The sequence below is a fragment of the Winogradskyella sp. MH6 genome, assembly GCF_022810765.1.
In the GTDB taxonomy this organism is placed as follows: domain Bacteria; phylum Bacteroidota; class Bacteroidia; order Flavobacteriales; family Flavobacteriaceae; genus Winogradskyella.
Map to the genome: position 1 here is coordinate 535,745 of NZ_CP094494.1, position 21,984 is coordinate 557,728.

Consider the following 21,984-nt stretch of genomic DNA (forward strand, 5'->3'; position numbering starts at 1 on the left):
AATAACACTAATTGTAATGAAATTTTTCAAGTACTTCTTTGGTGCTATGCTTTTTGTTTCGGCAAGTACTTTTGCACAAAACGACATTAAGCCAGAGCGCAAACCTGGTCACACTAACCAAAACAAATTCAAACAGTTATATGATGAATTTGCAACTCCAAACATGTTTAGAACCGGTTCTGGAGCACCTGGTCCTGCTTACTACCAACAACAAGCAGACTACAAAATGGATATAGAAATAGATGATGTTAATGCCAAACTGTATGGTAACGAAACTATTACTTACACCAACAATTCTCCAGACGAGCTTACATACCTTTGGGTACAATTAGACCAAAACATGAGAGCTAAGGATTCTAAAACACCTTTAATCAACAGCTCAGGTATTGGTCCTGCAACTTCAGCTTCTAGAGCTGCAAAAACATATCTTAACGAACCTTTTGATGGAGGTTTCAATATAGAACATGTAAAGGATGTTAATGGTAAAGATTTACCTCACACCATCAATCGCACCATGATGCGTATAGAATTACCAAAACCAATGAAAACTGGAGATCAATTTTCATTCAAAATAAAATGGTGGTACAACATTAACGACCACGTTAAAGATGGCGGACGCTCTGGTTACGAATACTTTGAAGAAAATGACAACAGAATCTATGTTATGGCACAGTTTTATCCACGTATGGCTGTATATAATGATGTAGAAGGTTGGCAAAATTCTCAATTTTGGGGAAGAGATGAGTTTGCATTACCATTCGGTGATTTTGATGTAAATATTACCGTGCCTGCAGACCATATCTTAGACGGTACAGGTTATTTAACCAACAGAGAAGAAGTCTTTACAAAAGGTATGATGAAACGTTACAATCAGGCAAAAAAGTCTTTTGACAAACCTGTAATGATTGTAACTGAAGACGAAGCTCGTAAAACTGAAAAAACGAAGAGTAACAAGAAAAAAACATGGAAGCTTTCTGCACAAATGGTTAGAGATTTTGGCTTCGCCACATCTCGTAAATTCATTTGGGATATGATGGCCGTAAAAATTGGAGACAAAGATGTAATGGCTGTTTCCTTATACTCTAAAGAAGGAAATCCGCTTTGGGAGCAATGGTCTACAAGAACCGTAGCGAGTACATTAAAGTCTTACTCTCGTATGACTTTTGATTACCCTTACCACAAAGCTATCTCTGTACACGCACCAATGGGAATGGAGTACCCAATGATTTGTTACAATTTTGGACGCCCTGACGAAAACGGCAACTATTCTGATAGAACGAAGTACGGAATGATAAGCGTTATCATTCATGAAGTTGGGCACAACTTCTTCCCTATGATTGTAAATAGCGATGAGCGTCAATGGACATGGATGGACGAAGGTTTAAACACATTTGTTCAGTATGTAGCAGAGCAAGATTTTGGTGAGTGGAATCCAACGGCTTTATCTCCTGGACACGACAAATATCCTTCACGTAGAGGACCTGCTCAAAATATCGTAAGATATATGGGAGGTGACCAAGATTTTATTGCACCTATCATGACCAAAGGATTAAATACATATCAATTTGGAAGCAATGCCTATAGCAAACCTGCAACAGGTTTAAATATACTTCGTGAAACGATTATGGGACGTGATTTATTTGATTATTCATTTAGAGAATATGCTAGACGCTGGATGTTTAAACACCCAACACCTGAAGACTTTTTTAGAACTATGGAAGATGCCTCTGCTGTAGATTTAGATTGGTTCTGGAGAGGTTGGTTTTATACTACTGACTATACAGATATAGGTGTAAAAGAAGTTAAGAAATTTGCCGTAACAAACAATCCTAATGAAAACGGAAGAAAGTTAGCTGAGCGTTACAACATGGATCCTAATGCACTAGTATACTTTATTGGCGAAGGTGATGAAGGCTATGAAGATGCTGTAAAAAATGGTAAGTCTGTAGAAGATCTTCCAACAGTGAAAGAATATATTATGGATAATTTCACTGCAGAAGAACAAAAGAACATGAAAAAATCACCAAAGTATTTCTATCAAGTAACTTTTGACAAACCTGGTGGATTAGTAATGCCTTTAATAGTGGAATATGAATATTCAGATGGTTCAAAGGAAAAAATAACCTATCCTGCACAAATATGGAGATACAATGACAAAGAAGTGAGCAGAGCTGTAGCAACAGATAAAGAAATTGTTTCAATAACTGTAGATCCAGACTTAGAAACTGCGGATATCGACACATCAAATAACTCTTGGCCAAGAGAAACTAAAGAAAGTGATTTCGACAAGTTTAAGAACAAAATAAAAGATTAAGAAAAATTTATTTAAAATTAAAGCCGACTTTAACGAGTCGGCTTTTTTTATTACATAAAGTCACTCTATATTTGCATCGTGATACAATTAGCAACATTATTATTTATCGGAGGAACCGAAATTGTTTTTATACTATTCATTGTAGTATTGGTTTTTGGTGCAGATAAATTACCTGAAATTGCAAGAGGTTTGGGAAAAGGTATGCGTACTTTAAAAGATGCTACCAACGATATAAAGCATGAAGTTACAAAAAGCGCTAAAGAAAGCAATATCATAGATACTGATGCTGCAAAAGAGATTCAACAAGAAATTAATAAGGTAAAAGACGATCTTGAAGACTTTACCGGCTCTGTAAAAAGAAAAATGTAAAGTACAATATTCTTTATTTTTACATTAATTTTTTAACACATCTTCATTATTTAATCTATTTTTTGAAGAATTATTTAATATATTTAGACAATTACTAACCGTCTAAATCATATCAAATGAAAAGAAACTTTTTCAAACTATTACTATTAGTAGTAATGGTATTGGTATCATGTTCTAAAGATGAAACCAATATTGAAAGCCAATCAGAAACTGTTCAATTTCCCAAAAACCCACTTACCATTGAACAAATTAATTCTAGAATTTCTGAAACCATAGAAAATACAGGTGATTTCGATTGGAATGCCGTAGACGAGCATTTTTTATGGAGTGCTGTTGTTCATGGACAAAATGTGTTAACCATCGGTTATGGAAATCCTGGTCAAAGCTTTAGCGAAACAGAAGATCCTGTTTTACAATCTAAAAAAAGCGCATTAATTAGTATTGTATTAAACACCGAAGCTGTTGAAAAAGAAGATTTAAAGTTGGTAGAGCACGAAATTATTAACGTAATAGATGTAGAAGTTACAAAAATTGAAACCATAATTGAATTGAGAAAGAGTGACTTTGTTCGCTATCTAGAACCTAATGGCTACAATCTCTACTCAATTACAGCTAAAAGCAGTTCAGGTTGCGACAAAAACCCTGACACTATAAATTCAGCACATTACTCAACTGTAAGCCCTAACAATGCACAGGTTTCATGGCATTTTAGTGAGCATAATATTCCTCAAGCATGGAATTATAGTACAGGATCTGGTGTAACCATTGGTCTTATAGACACTGGCATTTCTGCATCTCAATATCTATTAAACTCATCTGGATTTAATGATGGAGCTTCAACAGGTCGATTTGTTCAGAAATACGGAACTTTTATTGACTCTTCTTGGTGGTGGAGTAGCAACTATGATGGTCCACACGATAAATGCGGACATGGTACTGCAATGGGTTCTACAATGGCAGCTCCAAGAAACAACGACGGAATGCCAGTTGGTGTAGCATATAATGCTAACCTCGTTGCTTATAGAGCTACGGAAGATGTTCTTTTAAACGATTACCACGAACGCAAAGGTGTATCTATGGCACTAACACAATTAGGCAACAGAAGCGATGTTAAAATCATCTCCATGTCAATAGGTTATGTTTGGTCTATAGGTAATATTAAAGATGCTGTTAAATACGCATATAGTAAAGGAAAATTAATTTTTGCTGCAGGTGGAACTTCAACAAGCTTTACCAATGGCTTTGGAGTCATCTTCCCTGCAACAATGAGCGAAACGGTTGCGGTTACAGGTGTAGACGACGGATCTAATTATGAAAGATGTGATACATGCCATAGCGGAAGTAAAATAGACTTTACCATTATTATGGAAGGAGACAACAACACTAGCAAAGCACCTCCTGTTTTAGGGTTTAACACAGGTCAAAGAAGATATACTGGTGGCTCATCTGTAGCCACAGCAACAACAGCTGGTATAGCTGCCTTAATTTGGTCTAGATATCCAAGTTGGTCTAGAACTCAGGTATTGAATAGATTGAAGCAATCGGCCGAATTCTATCCTAATAAAAATGGTAGTTTTGGCTATGGAAATATAGATGCTTTACAAGCCGTTCAATAGCAATATAACCAATCAAAAACTGAAAAGAGCTTTGTGAATTAATACAAAGCTCTTTTTTATTTCTTCCTACTAATTGTTAATCCGTCTCGTATTGGCAATATTACTGTTTCAATACGTTCGTCTTCCTTTAAAAGTGTATTATAGTCTAAAACAGCTTTTGTAGAAACATCTTTTTCGTTAAGTTCTTCTACGACTTTTCCATGCCATAACACGTTATCAGAAAGTATAATACCTCCTGAATTTAGCTTATCAATAATTAAATGGAAATAATTGCTATAATTGGGTTTATCAGCATCAATAAAGACCAAATCAAATGAAGTATCTAAATCTGGTATAATGTCTAATGCGCTTCCTGTGTGTTGTATAATTTGAGATCCATATTCAGACATATCAAAATACTTACGCTGAAAATCATACAATTCTTCATTAATATCAATAGTATGAATAACTCCATCTTTTTGCAATCCTTCAGCTAAGCACAATGTAGCATAACCTGTAAAAGTTCCTAATTCTAAAATAGATTTTGGATTTACAAGTTTAGAAATCATACTCAGCACTCTGCCTTGGTATGGACCACTGAGCATGATAGGTTGTAAAATTTTCTGATACGTTTCTCTTGTTAATTGTTGTAACAACTCTGGTTCTTGCTCAGAATGTGAAACAACATAATTGTCTAATGCCTCTGGCAAAAAATACATATCAATAAAATTTAAAATTGAATTTTTATTCGGCTTTTGGTTCTTCCGGAAGCTCTAATTCAACCTCTTCAGCCTCTGGCTTACCTAGAAAAAACAACACAGCTCCTACGACTACCAAACCTATTTTTATGGCCCAAGCGACTCCTTCGCCCCAATTATAAATCCAATCTGTGAATCTAACAGTTAAACCAATAAAAGGCAATAAAATCAATGCAATACCAATAATTGCCATGTAAGAACCTACTTTTTTCATAATTTATAGTTGATGATTAGATTTTAAATATAGACAAAAAAATGAAGTTTAGTTCTCTATGAAGTTATTCTTGCTACCAAATCTTTTTTTGCCTGCTCATCATCACCACACAACCACTGTATAACATTATCTTCCCAAATGGCATCTCGCTCAGTTTCATTTATAATTTTTCGCTCTATGGCTAAATCTAGTATTTTACCTGGATAGGATGATTGTTTTTCACTTTCCATTTCACCTAAAGGATAAGGGTCGTCCAATCCCATTAAAACCTGTTTTGTACCTTGGTTTTTTATTAAAAGATCTAATCCACCAGTATCATGCACCAAAGTATCAAAGAAAATATTTTTATGTCCCACAGCTTTTCTTGGGTGTACCTTACCTTCAAACAAATCTGGCCTACCATCAAAACCTTGAATACGTCGTCCTAAATTAATTTGTGCCACTTGCCCTCCGTGAGCAAAACAAATACGCATATTAGGATACTTTTCGTAATAACCATTTAAAGTCAAAAAATGATAAGCATCAGCACATTGTGCCAGCATCCAAATTAAATGAAAACGCCAAGATGTGTTTTCAAGCTTTATAAATTTTTCACCATCATAAGGATGAATCTCAACGGCTAAGTTGTACTTATCTGCCAGTTCAAAAATAGGTTCATTTTCCTCATCAAAAATACAGCGCCAAGTCCCTATAGTATCCATATAATGTGTTGGCAAACACAACAAGCGCATGCCCAAAACCTCAACACAACGCTCTATTTCCCAACAAGCACCACGCACAAAGCCAGGATGCACAACAAAACCTGTAGTAAATTTGCTCGGATTTTCGTGCTGAATACGAGCATTAAAATCATTTTGAAAACGCAACGCTTGCTTCATCTCTTCTAAACGAAGACCGTTACCATAAAGTTGAGATAAATTCAAAACAACTGCATGGTCTATTTTAAAATGCTCCATCCAAGCTAATTTCTCATTCAAGAAAAAACTAGAATCTGTAATTGGTCTGTTCCAATCTTTTTGAAGCATGAATTTTCGATCTTTATCGACCCAAAAGATCCCTTTATCTTTCATGAATTCAGGAATTTCTTCAGGATAAGGTAATAAGTGCGAATGGCCGTTAATTCTAAGTTTTCGTTTGCTCATGGGAGAAATCACAACAAGATAATAGTCTTGATTTTTTTATTTCACAATAGATTGTTTGCTTTGTTATGTTAACAACTAGTCTTCTAACTGTACCTTTTTAGGTGGTTCCATTATAGACCCACAATTAGGGCAAGTACGTTTTACTTTATCACCATAGTAAGCGTCAAAAATTTTAGGCATATCGGTTTCGATATTGTCTAAGGTAAAATCTTCTTCATATAGCTTGGTAGTACAGTTTTCGCAATACCAAAGTAATGCATCTTGCACACCTTCTTCACGTGGATACTCTATCACTAAACCAACCGTATTTGCACCACGTTGAGGTGAATGTGGTACTTTTGGTGGCAACAAAAAGATTTCACCTTCTTTTATATGAATGTCCCTAGGTTCACCACCATCAATAACTTTTAAAACAATATCACCTTCTACTTGATAGAAAAACTCTGGTGTTTCGTTATAATGATAATCTTTACGACTATTTGGTCCACCAACAACCATTACGATGAAATCACCATCTTTCCAAACCACTTTATTACCAACTGGTGGTTTAAGTAAATGACGGTTTTCTTCAATCCATGCTTTAAAATTAATTGGAGGATATAATTTGCTCATAGTATAATATTTTGGGCGTTACCCTATCGGGTCAGGCTTTACGCTATATCTTTTTTACTTGTTTTCGATACATTTTGCTCATGCTTCGCAAAACACTCAAACTGACGTAAAAAAGGATGTCGCTTCAATCCTTAACGCAGATTCATCAATTCAATAAAATTAAGAATAATATTTTTGAAATATTAGGCTTATAAACTTTTTGTTCTACCACCATCAACCGGAAGGTTAATTCCGTTAATATAACTGGCACATTCACTTGCTAAAAAGGTGATTGCAGCAGCTAATTCTTCTGGTTTTGCAAAACGTTTTGCTGGTACAGCACTTTTCATGGCGTTAGCAGATTCTTCTTCTGTTTTACCAGTTTTAGCACTTTTGTTTTTAATGATTTCGGTTAAACGCTCTGTTCCTGTTGCGCCAGGTAAAACATTGTTAACGGTAATACCAAACTGTCCAAGCTCATTAGCCAGCGTTTTACTCCAGTTGGCTACAGCACCTCGAATGGTATTGCTTACCCCAAGTCCGTCTAAAGGCTGTTTTACAGATGTAGAAATGACATTAATAATACGTCCATAATTTTCATCTTTCATAAACGGAACAACAGCTTGTGCTAATACATGATTACATTTTAAATGCTGTGTAAAAGCGCTTTCAAATTCTTCAATTTTCGCATCAAAAACTGGTCCACCAGCTGGTCCGCCCGTATTGTTTACCAACACATGAAATCCGTGATTGTTTTTAATATAGCTTTCAATTTTTTCTTTTAATTCCATCGGATTAGAAAAATCGGCTACGATATAATCATGGTTTCTGTGTTTTGGTAATTCGGCTAAAACAGCCTTTAATTTGTCTTCGTTTCTTGCTACTAACGTGATATTTGCACCTTCTTCAGCTAAAGCTAAAGCAGTTGCTTTTCCAATACCTGCTGTGCTACCACAAACTAATGCGTATTTATTATTTAAGTTTAGATTCATTTATGAATTAATTTTAAAAGTATCAAGTATATCTGTTGCCTTGTTTACATATTCATCAAATTCAGCCTCAGTACTAGTAAAGGTTAATATATAGGCTGTTCCATCACTAATCAAGATATATTGTTTGAATTTTAGCATGACACCATTTCCAAAATCTGCAGTCCATATAAAAGATTTAGCTTTTTTTCCATTTAATGAAACGTCTTCAGTAGCCAAAATTTTTGCAGATGGTATTTGCTCCGTAACTTGACCTAAAGCAAGTTCTACATAAGCATCAAGAGTCATCTTACGACCTTGAAGAGACTCAGTAGAAAGATTTATATTTTCCCTAAACTCATCCTCTTCTTGTGAATCTTCTTCAGACAATAATACAAATTGAACCATTGGTTGTGGTTTCTGATCGCTATAGGTCCAACTTTTAGGATATTGTATAGAATAGCTATCTTTTTCAAACGTCTTCCAATTATCTTTCTGACCAAAAAGTATTAAACTAAAAAACAAAGCTGAAAGCATCAATAATTTATTTCCCATAACTATAGATTTAATATTTTATACATACATTTTTAGGCTCAGTAAAAAAGCGTAAAGCTTCAAAGCCACCTTCGCGACCAACGCCACTTGCTTTAACGCCACCAAAAGGTGTACGTAAATCGCGCATCATCCAAGTGTTTACCCAAACAATACCTGCTTGTAGTTGGTTGCTCATTCTCATCGTTCGTTTTAGATTATTCGTCCAAAGTGTTGCTGATAATCCGTATTTTACTTTGTTAGCCATTTCTAACACGTCGTCTTCGGTTTTAAAAGGCATAATAGTCACTACTGGACCAAAAATTTCTTCTTGGTTCACGCGACAATCGTCTGTTTTTACCTCGATAACTGTTGGTTGTAAATAGTAGCCGTTTTCGTAGCCTTCAACAGTAACTTCGTTTCCGCCACATAAAATAGTAGCGCCTTCTTCTTTAGCTATTTCGATGTAACTTTTTACTTTTTCAAGATGCTGTTTTGAAACTAAAGCACCAATATTGGTGTCTGTTTCAAAAGGATGACCAACTTTCAAGCTTTTTACTTTTTCTACAAAGTCTGCTTTGAATTTCTCATAAATAGTTTCTTCTACAAAAATTCGGCTTCCGCATAAACAAATCTGACCTTGATTAGCAAATGACGAGCGTACTGTAGTATTCAGCATATCTTCATAATCACAATCGTCAAAGATGATATTTGGGTTTTTTCCACCTAATTCTAAAGACAATTTTTTAAACATAGGTGCTGCAACTTTGGCAATATGTGCACCAGTTGCTGTTCCGCCAGTAAAACTAATAGCTTTGATATTTGGATGCTCTACAATAGCTTGTCCAGTCGTAGTGCCTAAACCGTGAACAATATTCAACACACCTTTTGGTAAACCAGCTTCATTACAAATTTCGCCTAATAAATAAGCTGTCATTGGTGTGACTTCGCTTGGTTTGGCAACGACGCAATTACCTGCGGCGATTGCTGGTGCAATTTTCCAAGTGAACAGATATAATGGTAAATTCCAAGGACTGATACAGCCAACAACACCAATAGGTTGGCGTAGTGTATAATTTACAGCGTTTTGACCAACGCTTTCGTGACTTTCGCTTGCAAATTGGGTAATGGCATTACCAAAAAACCTGAAATTACTTGCTGCTCTTGGTATATCTACCATTTTGGCAAGACTTATTGGTTTTCCGTTGTCCTTACTTTCTGCTTCTGCAAAACGGTCTAGATTTACTTCTAATAATTCTGAAATCTTAATTAGAATTCTGCTACGTTCTTCTAAAGTGGTTTGACTCCAACTTGGAAAAGCAGATTTAGCAGCTTTAAAAGCTTGTTCTACATCTTCTTTTGATGAGTTTGGAATTTGTCCATAAACTTCACCGTTTGAAGGGTTGTAGTTGTCAATCCACTCATTAGCAATTGGAAGGGAAAATTTTCCGTTTATGTAGTTTTGAATTTTCATCTATAACTCATCACAATGAAAAATTAATAAAACACCTTTATTCAGTAGTACCTTCTTCTTATTCCTAAAATAATGATTAAGTTCGTCATTATATTTAGTAAAATCTTCTTCGAAAGACTTCATTTTTTTTGAAATTTCGTTTTTATCTTCTAATAACTCTACATTTTCATTCCATGTAAGTAATATTATGCTGCAATTTTCAGCGTATTTTTCATTATATATTGAAGTTGATTTAGGCTTATTACCCTTAATTAAATTTAACTCATCTTTTGATAGCTCAAAAAGTCTATCTGTATTTCCAAAATCAACGAATTCATTAATTTCAATACGCCAGAAATCACTTAATTTAATTTTAGTTTTGTTGTCTTCATTTGTGAAGTCTAAAATGAGAGCACCTAAATTTATTGTAATAACATTAGAATATAATATAATTTCATCTTTACCTTCATAATATTCTTTGAAGTTCCCGTTATATTCATTAATGAATTTCTTTTCAGTATATAAGTAGATGTACCCATTTATCATTTCTCCATTTTCAGATTGGAGATTTAAGTGAAATCTATATGCATAACCAGCATCAGCGAATGAACTGATAGAGAAAAAAAGAAATAAAACTATTAAAATTCTCTTCATATTATTGTTTCTTATATGCCATCACCTTAATCTCAACCAATAAGTCTGGATGTGGTAACTGGTGTACAGCAACGGTTGTTCTTGTTGGTCCAGTAGCTTTTTCAAAAAACTCACCGTAGGCTTTGTTATAACCTGCAAAATCATTCATGTTTACTAAAAAAGTGGTCACATCAACCACGTCTTTTAGACTTGCACCAACGGTTTGTAAATTTTTATCGATGTTTTTTAAAACTTCTCTGGTTTGAACTTCGATATCTAATTTTTTGGTGTTCATTTCGTCAATAAGTTCCACACCAGCAATAGTATTGTCTGCGCGTCTTGAACTGGTTCCTGAAACGAAAATGAAATCGCCAACCACTTTCACGTGTGGATACGCGCCTCTTGGTGTTACTTTAGTTCCTTCGTTTGTATTCATAATATTGTTATCTTAATGATGCATCGTTTTTGCAACGTTGTCATCATCAATAATGTCGTTAGTTTTTTCTTGTACTATTTTTAATAAAACTGAAAGGTCATCATTTAAATCAATCTCGTTGTCTGCAATCATGTTTAAAATGGCTTTGTCTTGCGCACGACCTTTGGTCATAGCTTCATGATAGCCAATATTTTCATTGAATGTGACCATCGAATATTTTGAAAAATATTGCTCTGGGAAATGTTTTTCTAATTGCATTTCTAGCTGGCGTTTTTTCTTGAAAATAGGATTAGCAACATGATCTCGCATTTCGTAATAGTTTTCTTCTGCTAATTCGCCAATAGCATCTGCATCTGCTTTTCTAACCGATTGGTAGGTTTTAAAAATGGTTTCCCAATCTCCTTCATGTTTATCGATTATGCCATCTAAAACAGCAACATCTTCAAAAGAGGCATTCATTCCTTGACCGTAAAACGGAACAACAGCATGCGCGGCATCACCTAAAATTAAAGTGTTACCCTGATAATGCCAAGGTGAACATTTTATAGTTCCTAACGCACCTGTTGGGTTGTTTGCAAATTCTTCAGCAATATTTGGAATTAGCGCTAAAGCATCCGGAAATTGCTCTTGGAAAAAGGCTTTTATTTTGTCTTCAGTATCTAAATCTTTGAAATTATAAGTGCCTTCTTCATGTCCTAAAAATAGGGTAACTGTAAAGCTTCCGTCCAAATTAGCTAAAGCGATAAGCATATATTCGCCTCTTGGCCAAATGTGTAAATAGTCTTTACTAATTTGATGACTTCCGTCTGCTGCTGCAGGAATTTCTAATTCTTTATAACCATGCGTTAAGAAATTTTGAGAAAAACTAAACAAGAATTTACGCTGCAAAAAGTAGCTTTTTCTTAATTCTGAACCTGCTCCATCAGTACCAAAAATAACGTCTGCAGAGACGTTAAACGTTTCTTTTGTGTTTCGGTTTACAAAATGAACGGTGTTTGTATCTAAATCTACTGTTTCACATTCTGTATTAAAATGAATAGTTAGATTATCGTATTCATCGGCTTCGGTTAATAACATGCCATTTAAATCGCCTCTTGAAATTGAGTTGATGTATTCGTTATCACGACCAGAATAGTTGGACGCAAAGGTGTTGCCTTCAATATCATGAATTAATCGGCCTTTCATAGGTATGCAAATTTCACGCGCTTTATCTTCAACACTAGCTAAACGTAAGGCTTTAAAACCGCGATCTGATAAGGCAAGGTTGATTGATTTTCCTGCGGAAATGTCTGTTGTGCGTAGATCTGGTCTGCTTTCATAAACATTGACATTGTAACCTCTTTGTGCTAAACGTAGTGCTAAAAGTGAACCGCATAAACCTGCGCCAATGATTAATATATTCTCTTTTTGTTTCATTATGTTAGTTGTCTGGTCGAGCGCAGTCGAGACCTTTTTTGTGACCTCTCGACTGCGCTCGAGGTGACTTTTTAATTTAAAATTTCTTTCAACTTTTCAACCATTCTAAATACATCTTCAAAACTGTTGTAAAGTGGTACAGGTGCGCAACGAATCACATCAGGTTCGCGCCAATCTGTAATAATGTTGGCTTCGGTTAATTTGTGATGTAAACTTTTATCGGCATCTTTAACTTGAATCGATAATTGGCAACCACGTTGTTTTGGATCTGTTGGTGTAATTATTTTTATTTTATCGTTGTTTAATTCCTTAATTAAAAACTCAAAATAACCTGTTAGTTGTTCTGATTTTTTGCGTAAAGCTTCCATACCAACCTCATTAAACATATCTAAAGATGCTTTTATGGCAGCCATAGATAAAATTGGCGGATTGCTAAGTTGCCAACCTTCAGCGCCAGGTGTAACATCTAATGGCTGACGCATGTTAAAACGTGTGTCTTTATTGTGACTCCACCAACCTGCAAAACGTTTTAAATCTTTATTGTGTGCGTGCTTTTCGTGAACGAAAAGACCTGCTAAACTACCTGGTCCAGAATTTAAATATTTGTAAGTACACCAAGCTGCAAAATCAACTCCTGAGTTGTGTAATTCTGGTTGAATGTTTCCTGCGCCATGAGCTAAATCGATACCAACCATACAGTTTTTGGCGTGACCTAATTCGGCAATTCGTTTTAAATCTAAATATTGACCAGTGTAATAATTAACGCCACCAATTAAAAGTAAAGCAATTTCGTCACCTTGTTGGTCTAAAATGTTTTCTAAATCTTCAATGTTTAGTAATTCTTCGCCTTCGCGAGGTTTCCATTCAATTAAACCTTCATTAGCATCAAAACCATGAAAATCTAGTTGTGTTTGTACAGCATATCGATCTGATGGAAACGCATCACTTTCAATTACAATTTTATATTTGGTTTTTGTAGGTTGATAAAAACTAACCATTAGCAAGTGTAGGTTAGTAGTTAGCGTGTTCATCACTACAACTTCTATAGGTTTTGCACCTACAATTGTTGCCATACTTTCGGTTAAGAATTCGTGGTATGGCATCCAAGGATTTTTGGCTTCAAAATGACCTTCTACACCAAGGTTTGCCCAATCGTTTAATTCTTGTTGAATGTACTTTTGTGTGCTTTTTGGTTGTAATCCTAACGAGTTTCCTGTAAAGTATAACCAATCATTTCCGTCTTTGTCTTTTGGAATATGAAATTGATTGCGGTACTGCGCTAAAGAATCGTTTTGGTCTTGTGTTTTTGCGTAATCAAGACCTGTTTTATAGTCAGACAATGTAGTATTGATTTTTCAGTTTGTAACAAAAATAAGGATTTAATATGAGGGATTAAAGGTGTTTTTAAGCATTAAAATTTTAAGTATCTTTAGAAAAAAGAAGTCTAATTTAAAAATTCTCACAATTGTGAAAAAAGTATATGAGTAAGACAAAAGAATATACTAACGGTGAAGTCTCTGTTGTTTGGAAGGCTGAAAAATGCATACACTCTGCAATGTGCGTAAAGGGTTTACCAAATGTTTTTCAACCTAAAGAACGACCTTGGATAAAAATTGACTCCTCAACAACCGATAAAATTATTGAAACCGTTAAAAAATGTCCTTCGGGTGCACTGAGCTATTATATGAATGACACTGAAGACAAAACATCTGAGACTTTAGAAACTAAAATTGAGGTATTAGAAAATGGTCCGCTCTTGATTTATGGAACACTTAAAGTTACTCACAAAGATGGAAAAAAAGAAACCAAAAACAAAACAACAGCGTTTTGTCGTTGCGGTGCTTCACAAAACAAACCATACTGTGATGGAGCCCATATTAAGCAAGATTTTGAAGGATAAGAAAAAAGCACTTTAACTCGTAAATTAAAGTGCTTGAATATATAGACGCCATAAGGCGGAAAATGTAAGCTATACGTTTTAAGTCGGTTTGACCCACGTGAAACTTACATTATAGGTTTCAAAAGTAATGCCAAAATTTTTAATTTCCTTATTCTAATGTTACGCTAACATCTGTGAAATTTAAATTCCAATTACCATTATCTTTTTTATGGTCTATTGCAATCTTAATTCCATTAAAATTCTGATAGTTTTCAAATGTATTAGACAATGATGGTTCTGGAGAATTCCCTTGCCTGTAAGACCATTCTTTAATTAAATAGTTCTCATCAAAATAAATATCGTAAGCATCTCCTGGTGTGTAACCACCTTCGTCTGGATACGTAATAGTTATCATTTGCAAAATGTCTTTTTTTATAGGTGATTCTACTTTTTTGGGCTCGGAAATAGTTGCAGACGTATCCCAAACCAACTGAAATGGTACTAAAAACCAAAATTTGTCATTTATAAAAGCTTTGTCTATGCTAATATTCGTTGAGTCGATTTTACTCCTTTCTATTACAATTATTGAATCTCTACCTATTGAATAGGTTACTCTGTCTTTCTTTGGTTCCCAAGTCCATCTTCTTCCATTTCCTTTAATTGAATCTCTATCAACCTTAAACGTAAAAGCTACTTTTTCAACATCTTTCCAACTCTCGTAACCGTGAGCATTGGCAATTTTCTCAGCAATACTCATTTCTATTACTTCTTCCTCAATAGTAGTTTCTTTCTTTTCGGATTTGCATGATGAAAGAATTAATAGGCATATAAAGCTCAAACAAAGCGGTTTCATATAAAAAGATGTTTTAAATTACATCAAAATTAATCAACCATGAATAAGTACACTAATTATTTTGATGTTAATAAGGAAACCTGGAACAAAAAAGTAGCTGTACATGCAGAAAGTAAGATGTATGATTTAGAGTCTTTTAAATCAGGCAAATCTTCTTTAATGCCATATGAATTGAAGGCTTTGAGAGATGTCAATGGAAAATCGCTTTTACATCTACAATGTCATTTTGGACAAGACACCTTAAGTTGGCAACGTATGGGAGCGCAATGTGTTGGTGTAGATTTAAGTGATGAAGGTATAAAGCTTGCCAAGAAGCTTAATGACGAATTGAAGCTTGATGCTGAGTTTATATGCTGCAATGTTTTAGACACATCAAAGCACATTAATAAAACCTTTGATATTGTCTATACGAGTTATGGAGTTATTGGATGGTTACCCGACTTAAAGCCTTGGGCTAAGATGATTGCTGAACGCCTTAAGGTTGATGGTACTTTTTATATGGTTGAATTTCATCCTATTCTTTGGATGTTTGATTATGTTGATGGTAAACCAAAACTAAAATATCATTACAGTCAAGACGAGGTGATTTATGAAGAATACGAAGGTACGTATGCTAATCAATCTTCAAAAATGGTGAGTAAGGAATATGGCTGGAATCATGGGTTGAGTGAAGTAATAAATGCTCTTATAGAAGCAGGTTTACAAACAGACCACCTTAACGAATATGATGAAAGTCCTTATGATGTATTTCCTGATTTGATAAAAACTGAAACAGGATTATATAAGATGAAAAACCAATTATTTCCTATGATTTTTGAGATTAAGGCGACAAAAAAGTAATAGCCTGAAACAAATTTCAGGCTATTACTTTTTAATTAATGTTTTTCTTCGTCTTTTAATAATTCAGGAAATTTTGCTTTAAAACGATTTAATCGAGGAATAGAAACTGCTCTCACATAACTTTGATTTGGATTTCGCTTTTCAAAATCCTGATGATAATCTGAAGCCTTATAAAATTTTAAGAATGGATATACTTCAGCTGCGACTGTTGCGTCTAATTCTTTTGCAAGAGCTGCTTTCTTATCCTCTATAATTTGTTTTTGCTCATCATTTTGATAAAATATGATTGATCGGTATTGTGGTCCTTTATCTGGCCCTTGACCATTAACTTGCGTCGGATTCTGAGAACCAAAATACACATCTACCAATGTTGAAAAACTCACAACCTCTGGATCGTAAATCACTTCAACAGCTTCTGCATGTCCTGTTGTACCAGAATGACTTTTTTCATAAGTAATATCATCTGTATGTCCTCCTGAAAAACCACTGTAAACCTCTTCAACACCTTTTACACTTTCATAAATTGCTTCTACACACCAAAAACATCCACTGGCAAAATAGGCTTTTGCCTTACCATCTTCCATAGGAACTTCTACAGGTTCTGCATTAATTATTTCTTGTTGTTTTGGATTGGTTTGCGCCTGGTTATGACAATTAAAGCACAAACTTATGCTTAAAATAATAAGTAACTTTTTCATGGATTTCTTTTTTCTTTTTCTATTGACGTATAAAAATACAATTCCTTAAAAAGAAATCTTTTAAAGTTATATTAAATAAAAAAAGCCCTCACAGTTTGTGAAGGCTTTTTTGAATATTATTTAATGGCAATTACTTTGCTAGCTTAGCAAATAACTTATCCATTTTTTCTTTTTCTTCATCTGCTAAAGCAGCGTCTACTAAGATACGACCACTATGCTCATCAGTAATTACTTTTTTACGTGAAGCAATTTCTACTTGCACTTGTGGTGGAATAGTAAAGAAAGAACCACCAGATGCACCACGCTCTATTGGCACAACAGCTAAACCATTCTTTACGTTATTTCTAATTCTTAGATATGCTTTTACTAAACGCTCATCAATTTTCTTTTGGTACTCTTCAGATTTACCAATAAGCGCTTCTTCTTCTTTTTCAGTTTCTTTTAAGATTTCGTTTAGCTCACCTTTTTTGTGCTTAAGGTGATCTTTACGATCCTTTAAACGGTCTTTAGTTTCAGAAATAACATCTTTTTTCTGCTCTATTTGCGCCTTAAATTCTTTGATATGCTTTTCAGCTAATTGAATTTCTAATTCCTGAAATTCAATTTCCTTAGTTAAGGAATTGTATTCTCTGTTATTTCTAACGTTGTTTTGTTGCTCGCTATACTTTTTGATTAAAGCTTTTGCTTCTTCGATTAAATTTTTCTTTCCTTTAATCTCATCATCTATAACAGCAAGACTGTCATTTAATTTCTCTAGTCTGGTATTCAACCCTTCTACCTCATCTTCTAAATCTCTTACTTCTAAAGGAAGTTCTCCTCTTACATTTCTTATTTCATCTACTCTAGAGTCAATTAACTGTAAATCATAAAGCGCTCTTAAACGCTCTTCTACAGTCACTTCAGCTTTTTTCGCCATAATTATAAATACTTTACCGGATTTGTATTTGTCTTTGATAAAACGACTGCAAAATTAGTAATTTTTTTCGAGAGATAGTCTACTAAAAACGATTTTGTGAACTGTTCGCTCTCATAATGACCTATATCTGCCAATACAATACTGTTTTCTGCACTAAAAAAATCATGATATTTAAGGTCTGCGGTAACCAATAAGTCTGCACCAGAAGCTTTTGCTGCGCCAATTGCAAAACTACCCGAACCTCCCAAAACTGCTATCTTTTTTATTGGTTTGCCTAATAATTTTGAATACCTAACACACTCAGTATTCATTTTTTGCTTTATATATTTTAGACATTCAATCTCATCCATCTCAGTTTTAAGCTCACCTATCATTCCCATTCCTATATATTGATTAGAATTATCTAAAGTAGTGACTTCATAAGCAACTTCTTCGTATGGATGTGTATTAAAAAGTGCTTTTAAAACTTTAGCCTCAAGATGTTTCGCAAACACAACTGAAATTTGAGTTTCACTTTCGGTATGCAAATCACCTTGTTTTCCTATTGTAGGATTAGAATCTTCGTTACCTCTGTAAGTTCCTTTGCCTTCAAGATTAAAACTGCAAGAATCATAATTACCAATATTACCTGCACCAGCATTAAATAAAGCTACTCTTAATGCTTCTGCATTATCTTTTGGCACATAGGTTTGTAACTTTTTTAGTGTACCTGATTGGGGCATTAAAATCTTCTTATTCTGTAATTGTAACTGATTGCATATTATAGAATTTACACCTTGAAATGCATTATCTAGAGCCGTATGTATGGAGAAAATGGCAATATTATGTTGAATAGCTTTTATCACCACACGCTCTACGTACGTTTTACCTGTTAACTTTTTTAGACCTTTAAAAATAATGGGATGAAAACTTACAATAAGATTACAATTGTTTTCTATGGCTTCATCAACAACGGCTTCAAGCGTATCTAAGGCTACCAAAATACCCGAAACTGTTTGATTTTTATCACCTACCAAAAGGCCTACATTATCAAAATCTTCAGCATAGTTTAAGGGTGCTAACTCGTGTAAATGATTTATTACGTCTTGTACTATCATAAGCGTATATTTGTTTTCAAAAATAATATAATTTAGTGCTTGTGAAATTTCTACGCATCATATTGTTTCCTGTTGTGCCAATTTACTATTTGATTACGTGGTTTAGGAATTGGTTATTCGACAAAGGTATTAAGTCTTCAAAATCGTATGATATTCCTATTATTTGCGTTGGAAACCTTAGTACTGGTGGCACAGGAAAAACACCGATGATAGAGTATTTGATTCGATTACTAAAAGATAAAAAATCTGTTGCTACTCTTAGCAGAGGTTACAAACGTATAACTGAAGGTTACGAGATAGCCGATCAAGGTGCAACCGCAGACACCATTGGTGATGAACCTTATCAATTTTACAGAAAATTTAAGGATATAAAAGTTGCTGTAGATGGCAATCGTCAAAATGGTATTGCACAGTTGCTAAAATTAGAGGATAAACCTGAAGTTATTTTACTAGACGACGCATACCAACACCGAAAAGTAAAAGCTGGTTTTAATATCTTGCTTACAGCTTATTACAACCTCTATGGTAATGACATTGTATTACCAACAGGAAACTTACGAGAACCAAAATCTGGTGCTAAGCGTGCTGATATTATTGTTGTAACTAAATGCCCTGCAGATATCTCTGAAAGTGAAAAAAGTAAAATATCTAAAGACCTAAAAATAAAGCCACATCAAAAATTAGTATTCAGCTCTATAAACTATGCTGAAAAGGTTATTTCTTCGCATTCTGAAATAGCATTACAATCTTTATCAGAATTTACGCTTGTAACTGGTATTGCTAATGCGAAACCTTTAGTTGAATTTCTAAAAAATAAAGGGTTAAAATTTAATCATTTAGAGTTTCCTGATCACTATAGCTTCAGAATAAATGATATTGAAGAATTGGCAAAAAAAGAATTGATTATTACTACGGAAAAAGATTTTGTTCGATTAACCGACAATGAAAGTTTAGAATCTAAATTATTCTACCTTCCTATTGAAATCACTATTGATAGAAAAGATGTTTTTGATGATGCTATTAAATCTTTTGTAGACTACTAAAAGAAACTAGATACTACTTCCTTACCAGAAAGGACATCGTATAGCTTACCTTCAAAATCTTCTTGTTTAAATGGTTTAGAGATAATATCATTAAACCCAGCTTCTCCAAACTCATGCATCTTATCCTCTAGCGTTACCGCTGTAAGCGCAAAAATGACTAAGTCCTTATTGAAAGTTCTAATAATCTTTGTGGCTTCTAAACCGCTAATACCTGGCATATGAATATCCATTAAAACAACATTATAATCTGTTGATTTTACTTGTTCTACGGCAGCTTCACCATTATCAACTACATCACAATAAAGTCCCATTTTGTTGAGAATCTTTTTGGTAATCATCTGGTTGATTTTATTGTCCTCGACAATTAAAATCTTAACATTGCTTAGATCCAAATCTTCCATCTTATTTGATTGTTTAGTTTCTTCTACCGTAGGTGTATCAACTTTCTCAGCCTTCTCTAATGGAATCTCAAAAAAGAATGTGGTACCTTTTCCAAGTTCACTCTTCAAATAGATTTTACCTTTAAGAATTTTGATAAGTCCTTTTACAATAGACAAACCAAGACCTGTTCCACCGTATTTACGGTTAATCTGTACGGAGCCTTGGGAGAAGCTCTCAAACATTTGATCTTGCTTTTCTTTTGTAATACCAATGCCATTGTCTTCAATTTCAAAACGTAAGGTGTATTTATTGTCCTTTTGGTCAATTTTGTACGCTCTTACCCAGATGTCACCATCTTTTGTGAATTTAATAGCATTTCCTAGTAGGTTGATTAAGATTTGGGAAATCTTTAATTGGTCACCGTTATAAGTTTCTGGCAACCCATCTTCATAGTTAAAATGTAATGTGGTGCCATTATCTTTAGCAGAATTGCCTAAGGCAGACATTACATTTTCTATTTTATTTTTAAGGTTGAATACCTCTGGATCGAGTTCAACTTTATTAGCTTCAATTTTATTGATTTGAAGAATATCATTAATAAATGTCAATAAATAATCTCCGGAAAATTTTAGTGATTTTAAATGCGGTACTTGATGCTCCTTAGGACTTTCATCTAACAACATATTTGTTAAACCTGTAACTGCATATAGCGGAGTTCTTAGCTCATGTGTTACCGTAGACAAAAAGTTAGCTTTTGTTTTTGAAGCGAGCTCGGCTTTTTCTTTAGCAACAATAAGTTCATCATTTTTTTTGTGAAGCATATTGTTAGTCTTTAGCCTAATATTATTGTTTTTATATAACGATAAGGTTAATAACGACAGAATTGTAATTAAGGCAATACTTAAGATGGTTGTAATTCTTGTAAAATTACTCTCTGCGCTCACCTCATCAATTTGTTGTTTTAACTGCTCATTTTGAGCGTCTTTATATTTATTGATAAATTGGCTAGAAATTCCTGGCGCTAAGTTCTCACGCTTTACATCTAATATAGAATCTGAAAGACGAAGATGTTTCGTTATATTCTCTAATGAACTTTTATAGTCACCTCTTTTTTCATGTATCTCACTTAGGGTTATATAAGCATCATTAATATTTTCAACAATCTTGTAAGTTTTTGCTATAGAAAGTCCTTCTTCTACTTGAGACAAAGCCAAATCATTACTGTTAAGTGCACTTGAGACTTTACCAGACTGAATTAGGGCACTACTCAAAACTCTTCTTTGCTCATATTTTTTAGCAATGATAATCGTCTTTTCGAGCTGTGTTTTAGCTTCTTCATATCTACCAAGCGCAATATATGCTTTGGCTTCATTTAAAGTAACCTCAGAAATATACTCTTCCAAATCCTCTTGCTCAAACAAGTTTTTAGCAGAATTATAATACTCTAGAGCAAGTTCATACTTCTCGTTAGTGCTGTATACAACACCCTGAATGTTATAACTAACGGCAAGATTTCCGTAATCGTTATTTTCTCGTTGTAATTCTACCGCTTTTCCGAGTGCCACATTGCCCTTGTCGGTTTCACCAACTAAGTAACGTACTCTGGCCATTTTAGTAAGTATTGTCCCTTGGCTTATTACGTCTTCAATGGTTTTTGAAATCTCTAGAGCCTTATCAAGGTTATTTAAAGCATTGTAATAATCACCTCTGTCGGTTTCTATTTTCGCTTGGCTAACACGCTCTTGAAGGCGTAAAGCAAGCATGTCCGCATCTTCCACAACCCCTTGTTGTGCAAAAAGCAGACTAGAAAAACATGCTAAAAAAACAAATATGTGATATTTGATTCGGGACATTTCA

22 protein-coding genes are annotated in these 21,984 nt (G+C 34.2%); 6 read left to right on the forward strand and 16 right to left on the reverse strand.

From position 1 onward, the window contains the following. Positions 1 to 16: 16 nt before the first annotated feature. The 3 genes from MST30_RS02620 to MST30_RS02630 all read left to right on the forward strand — a co-directional run bounded on the left by MST30_RS02620 (position 17) and on the right by MST30_RS02630 (position 4,299). The gene (locus MST30_RS02620) at positions 17 to 2,314 is read left to right on the forward strand and encodes a M1 family metallopeptidase (RefSeq protein ID WP_243472859.1); all 2,298 of its coding nucleotides are present in this window, start codon (positions 17 to 19) and stop codon (positions 2,312 to 2,314) included. 78 nt (positions 2,315 to 2,392) lie between these two features. Then, the gene (locus MST30_RS02625; protein ID WP_243472860.1) at positions 2,393 to 2,683 is read left to right on the forward strand and encodes a Sec-independent protein translocase subunit TatA/TatB; all 291 of its coding nucleotides are present in this window, start codon (positions 2,393 to 2,395) and stop codon (positions 2,681 to 2,683) included. Between the two features lie 116 nt (positions 2,684 to 2,799). Next, complete coding sequence (locus MST30_RS02630) at positions 2,800 to 4,299, forward strand: S8 family peptidase (RefSeq protein ID WP_243472861.1); 1,500 nt, start codon at positions 2,800 to 2,802, stop codon at positions 4,297 to 4,299. 56 nt (positions 4,300 to 4,355) lie between these two features. Here MST30_RS02630 and MST30_RS02635 read toward each other — a convergent pair whose 3' ends face one another. The 11 genes from MST30_RS02635 to kynU form a co-directional block, all read right to left on the reverse strand. Continuing rightward, positions 4,356 to 4,997, reverse strand: coding sequence for an O-methyltransferase (locus MST30_RS02635; RefSeq protein WP_243472862.1), 642 nt, complete (start codon positions 4,995 to 4,997; stop codon positions 4,356 to 4,358). 25 nt (positions 4,998 to 5,022) lie between these two features. Next, on the reverse strand, positions 5,023 to 5,250 hold the full coding sequence (locus MST30_RS02640; RefSeq protein WP_243472863.1) for a hypothetical protein: 228 nt from the start codon (positions 5,248 to 5,250) through the stop codon (positions 5,023 to 5,025). Positions 5,251 to 5,306: 56 nt separating this feature from the next. Further along, a complete protein-coding gene (locus MST30_RS02645; RefSeq protein WP_243472864.1) occupies positions 5,307 to 6,392 on the reverse strand; it encodes an amidohydrolase family protein in 1,086 nt (361 codons plus the stop codon). A gap of 75 nt (positions 6,393 to 6,467) precedes the next feature. Beyond that, the gene (locus tag MST30_RS02650) at positions 6,468 to 7,004 is read right to left on the reverse strand and encodes a 3-hydroxyanthranilate 3,4-dioxygenase (RefSeq protein ID WP_243472865.1); all 537 of its coding nucleotides are present in this window, start codon (positions 7,002 to 7,004) and stop codon (positions 6,468 to 6,470) included. Positions 7,005 to 7,192: 188 nt separating this feature from the next. Continuing rightward, the gene (locus tag MST30_RS02655) at positions 7,193 to 7,975 is read right to left on the reverse strand and encodes an SDR family oxidoreductase (RefSeq protein ID WP_243472866.1); all 783 of its coding nucleotides are present in this window, start codon (positions 7,973 to 7,975) and stop codon (positions 7,193 to 7,195) included. Beyond that, positions 7,976 to 8,506: a PsbP-related protein gene (locus MST30_RS02660; RefSeq protein WP_243472867.1), complete on the reverse strand. Its 531-nt coding sequence runs from the start codon at positions 8,504 to 8,506 to the stop codon at positions 7,976 to 7,978. A gap of 10 nt (positions 8,507 to 8,516) precedes the next feature. Beyond that, positions 8,517 to 9,956 carry an aldehyde dehydrogenase gene (locus tag MST30_RS02665; protein ID WP_243472868.1) on the reverse strand — a complete coding sequence of 480 codons (1,440 nt, stop codon included), beginning with the start codon at positions 9,954 to 9,956 and terminating at the stop codon, positions 8,517 to 8,519. Beyond that, positions 9,957 to 10,589: a hypothetical protein gene (locus MST30_RS02670; protein WP_243472869.1), complete on the reverse strand. Its 633-nt coding sequence runs from the start codon at positions 10,587 to 10,589 to the stop codon at positions 9,957 to 9,959. It abuts the gene before it with no gap. Between the two features lies 1 nt (position 10,590). Next, positions 10,591 to 11,004 carry a RidA family protein gene (locus tag MST30_RS02675; RefSeq protein ID WP_243472870.1) on the reverse strand — a complete coding sequence of 138 codons (414 nt, stop codon included), beginning with the start codon at positions 11,002 to 11,004 and terminating at the stop codon, positions 10,591 to 10,593. Between the two features lie 12 nt (positions 11,005 to 11,016). After that, positions 11,017 to 12,420, reverse strand: coding sequence for an FAD-dependent oxidoreductase (locus MST30_RS02680; RefSeq protein WP_243472871.1), 1,404 nt, complete (start codon positions 12,418 to 12,420; stop codon positions 11,017 to 11,019). A gap of 71 nt (positions 12,421 to 12,491) precedes the next feature. Then, positions 12,492 to 13,760, reverse strand: a complete 1,269-nt coding sequence (gene kynU, locus MST30_RS02685; protein WP_243472872.1) for a kynureninase — start codon at positions 13,758 to 13,760, stop codon at positions 12,492 to 12,494. Between the two features lie 140 nt (positions 13,761 to 13,900). On the opposite strand from kynU, the gene MST30_RS02690 reads away from it, so the two are divergent. Then, complete coding sequence (locus MST30_RS02690) at positions 13,901 to 14,320, forward strand: (4Fe-4S)-binding protein (RefSeq protein WP_243472873.1); 420 nt, start codon at positions 13,901 to 13,903, stop codon at positions 14,318 to 14,320. Between the two features lie 148 nt (positions 14,321 to 14,468). On the opposite strand, the gene MST30_RS02695 is transcribed toward MST30_RS02690, so the two are convergent. After that, positions 14,469 to 15,152 carry a hypothetical protein gene (locus MST30_RS02695; protein ID WP_243472874.1) on the reverse strand — a complete coding sequence of 228 codons (684 nt, stop codon included), beginning with the start codon at positions 15,150 to 15,152 and terminating at the stop codon, positions 14,469 to 14,471. A 39-nt stretch (positions 15,153 to 15,191) separates the two neighbouring features. On the opposite strand from MST30_RS02695, the gene MST30_RS02700 reads away from it, so the two are divergent. Further along, positions 15,192 to 15,992, forward strand: coding sequence for a class I SAM-dependent methyltransferase (locus MST30_RS02700; RefSeq protein WP_243472875.1), 801 nt, complete (start codon positions 15,192 to 15,194; stop codon positions 15,990 to 15,992). A gap of 35 nt (positions 15,993 to 16,027) precedes the next feature. Here the strand turns inward: MST30_RS02700 and msrA are convergent, their stop codons facing one another. The 3 genes from msrA to MST30_RS02715 form a co-directional block, all read right to left on the reverse strand. Then, complete coding sequence (msrA, locus tag MST30_RS02705) at positions 16,028 to 16,690, reverse strand: peptide-methionine (S)-S-oxide reductase MsrA (RefSeq protein WP_243472876.1); 663 nt, start codon at positions 16,688 to 16,690, stop codon at positions 16,028 to 16,030. A 130-nt stretch (positions 16,691 to 16,820) separates the two neighbouring features. Beyond that, a complete protein-coding gene (locus tag MST30_RS02710; protein WP_243472877.1) occupies positions 16,821 to 17,606 on the reverse strand; it encodes a zinc ribbon domain-containing protein in 786 nt (261 codons plus the stop codon). Between the two features lie 2 nt (positions 17,607 to 17,608). Further along, a complete protein-coding gene (locus MST30_RS02715) occupies positions 17,609 to 18,703 on the reverse strand; it encodes a Nif3-like dinuclear metal center hexameric protein (RefSeq protein WP_243472878.1) in 1,095 nt (364 codons plus the stop codon). 41 nt (positions 18,704 to 18,744) lie between these two features. On the opposite strand from MST30_RS02715, the gene lpxK reads away from it, so the two are divergent. Then, positions 18,745 to 19,746 (forward strand): tetraacyldisaccharide 4'-kinase, encoded by a 1,002-nt coding sequence (gene lpxK / locus MST30_RS02720; protein WP_243472879.1) that lies wholly within the window; start codon positions 18,745 to 18,747, stop codon positions 19,744 to 19,746. Here the strand turns inward: lpxK and MST30_RS02725 are convergent. Beyond that, positions 19,743 to 21,980: a tetratricopeptide repeat-containing hybrid sensor histidine kinase/response regulator gene (locus MST30_RS02725; RefSeq protein WP_243472880.1), complete on the reverse strand. Its 2,238-nt coding sequence runs from the start codon at positions 21,978 to 21,980 to the stop codon at positions 19,743 to 19,745. The genes lpxK and MST30_RS02725 overlap by 4 nt on opposite strands. Positions 21,981 to 21,984 lie beyond the last annotated feature (4 nt).